Raw genomic sequence first — 2,475 nt, forward strand, 5'->3', positions numbered from 1 at the left:
AAGGTAAGCGTCGTTCTCAGGCCACGGCTTTGAGGGGCTGTGGGGCGTAGGCCCAGGGCAGCAGGTCGTCGATATGGCTCTGCAGATGGCCGTCGACGATGCGGGTGATGACGTCGGTCAGGTAGGCCTGCGGCTCGACCCCGTTCAGCTTGCAGGTCTCGACCAGCGAGGCGACGACAGCCCAATGCCCGGCCCCACCGTCCGAGCCGGCAAACAGCGCGTTCTTCCGCGTCAGGGTCAACGGCCGGATCGCCCGCTCGACCGTGTTGTTGTCGATCTCGACGCGGCCGTCGTCGAGGAACAGGGACAGGCCGGCCCAGCGACTGAGCGTGTAGCGGATCGCCTCGGCGAGCTTACTCTTCTGGCTGATCAGCCCGAGCTTGGCGGTGAGCCACGGCTCCAGCGCCCCTACGACCGGCCGGCTGCGGTCCTGACGCACGGCCCGCCGCTCGTCGGGGGAGCGCCCGCGGATCTCGCCCTCGATCCGATAGAGTTCGGCGATGCGGGCGAGCGCCTCGGTCGCGATCGGCGCCGGGCCGGCCTTGGCCAACTCGTAGAACCGGCGACGCACGTGCGCCCAGCAGAAGGCCAAGGTCACGGCCTTGCGCGCGGCCAGGACCTTGTAGCCCGCGTAGCCATCGACCTGCAGCGTGCCGTGGAAGCCGGCGAGGTGACGGATCGGATGTTCGGCCTTGCGGTCGGGCGCGTACAGGTAGGCCACGCCGGGCGGGTCGAGGCCGCCCCAGGGTCGGTCATCGCGGGCGTAGGCGAACAGCTGACCGGTCTTGGTTTGCCCGCGGCCCGGATCGAGCACCGGTGCCGTGGTCTCGTCGGCAAACAGCCGGTCCGACGCCTTCAGCCGTTCGAACAGCCGCGCGTGGACCGGCCGCAGCAGGAAGGCCGCCTTGCCCACCCAGTCAGCCAGCGTCGAACGGTCGAGGTTCACGCCCTGCCGGGCGTAGATCTGCGCCTGTCGGTACAGCGGCAGGTGGTCGGCGTACTTGGACACCAGCACGTGCGCCACGCTCGCCTCGGTCGGGATCCCGCCCTCAACGAGGCGGGCGGGTGCGGGGGCCTGCACGATCACGTCCTCACACGTTCGGCAGGCATACTTCGGCCGGCGAGTGATGATGACGCGGAACTGGGCCGGCACGATATCGAGGCGCTCGGCGACGTCCTCGCCGATGACGTGGAGGTCGCCACGGCAACAGGGGCAGGTGCGGTCGTCGAGGTCGATCATCCGTTCGACGCGCGTCAGGTGGGCCGGCAAGGCACCGCGGTTGGCGCGGCGCTGGCGGGTGCGGGCCGCGCGGGCCGATGCATCGGCGGCGTCGGTCTCGGCGAGGCCCTCCGCCTCGATCTGCTCGGCCTCCTCCAGGCCCAGGAGCAACTGATCGACGGGCAGGCTCTCGGCGCGCCGTCCGAAGCGGTGACGCTGCAGCTCCCTGATGATCTGGTGCAGCCGGTCGATCTCGGCCTCGCGCGCCGCCACCATCGCCTTCAAGGCGGCGGGATCGTCGGGCAGGCGCGCGCTCGGTTCGCTCACGGAGCCGATTTGAGCATGGATCACAAGGCTTTGCCAGAGTGATCGGGCTCGCGGATCAGCTCACGGCGACAGGAACGCGCGTGGGCCGAGCCGCATGCACGCGCCGCCAATCGAGCCCTTCCAGAAGGGCCTGCAGTTGCGCCGCCGTCAGCCGCACCACTCCGTCGGTGACGGCCGGCCAACAGAACTTGCCGTCCTCCAGCCGCTTCGACAGCAGGCACACGCCGGTGCCGTCGAAGTAGACGAGCTTGACCCGGTCGGCGCGCCGCGCCCGGAAGACGTAGACCGCCCCGCTGAACGGGTCGGCGCCCAGGCTCTCGCGTACCAGCGCCGCCAAGCCGTCCGCGCCCTTGCGGAAGTCCACCGGCCGGGTCGCCACCATGACGCGGACCAAGCCCGCCGGCCCGATCACGCGCCGCCCTTCAGCGCACCGATCACCGCCGCGATGATGGCGGGCGAGGCGCCGTCGCCGATCCGCACCGTGATGCCGCCTGCCTCCACCTCAATCCCCACCGCGCGGCGGCGCGATGAGGATCGTCTGATGCGCCGGCGTGGAGGCTCCGCTCGGGCGGGATCCACCGCCGTGGGCTCGGGTACGGTCACCACCGGCACGAAAGCAGGTAGCGCGGCGGCGGCCTGGCGGGCTTCGCGTCGCCACGTGAACAGCTGCTGCGGCGTCAACCCGTGGCGGCGGGCCACCACCGACACCACCGCGCCCGGAACGAACGTCTCCTCTAGGATCCGCGCCCGGTCATCGGCGCTCCAGCGCCTGCGGCCGACCGCGCCGTCGATCACCTCGAAACGCCGGACCGTCCCCTCCGGCTCAAGTCTAAGGTCAAGTCCAGACACAAAACGATCCTCTCGTGCGGATCGTCAAACTGCCCGGTCAGGTCGCCCCACAGAAGATGGGGTCGGAACATCGCTCACCC

The 2,475-nt window shown here is 70.6% G+C and carries 3 protein-coding genes; all 3 read right to left on the minus strand.

Going from position 1 to position 2,475, the window contains the following annotated elements; all coding sequences use genetic code 11:
• Positions 1-16: 16 nt before the first annotated feature.
• The 3 genes from tnpC to tnpA all read right to left on the minus strand — a co-directional run bounded on the left by tnpC (position 17) and on the right by tnpA (position 2,395).
• Positions 17-1,495, minus strand: coding sequence for an IS66 family transposase (gene tnpC / locus AAHF99_RS27045; RefSeq protein WP_342167414.1), 1,479 nt, complete (start codon positions 1,493-1,495; stop codon positions 17-19).
• A 106-nt stretch (positions 1,496-1,601) separates the two neighbouring features.
• Positions 1,602-1,928: an IS66 family insertion sequence element accessory protein TnpB gene (gene tnpB, locus AAHF99_RS27050; protein WP_412759968.1), complete on the minus strand. Its 327-nt coding sequence runs from the start codon at positions 1,926-1,928 to the stop codon at positions 1,602-1,604.
• A 26-nt stretch (positions 1,929-1,954) separates the two neighbouring features.
• Positions 1,955-2,395 (minus strand): IS66-like element accessory protein TnpA, encoded by a 441-nt coding sequence (gene tnpA / locus AAHF99_RS27055; protein WP_342167413.1) that lies wholly within the window; start codon positions 2,393-2,395, stop codon positions 1,955-1,957.
• Positions 2,396-2,475 lie beyond the last annotated feature (80 nt).

The sequence above is a fragment of the Methylobacterium litchii genome (genome assembly GCF_038442315.1).
GTDB classification, from domain to species: domain Bacteria; phylum Pseudomonadota; class Alphaproteobacteria; order Rhizobiales; family Beijerinckiaceae; genus Methylobacterium; species Methylobacterium litchii.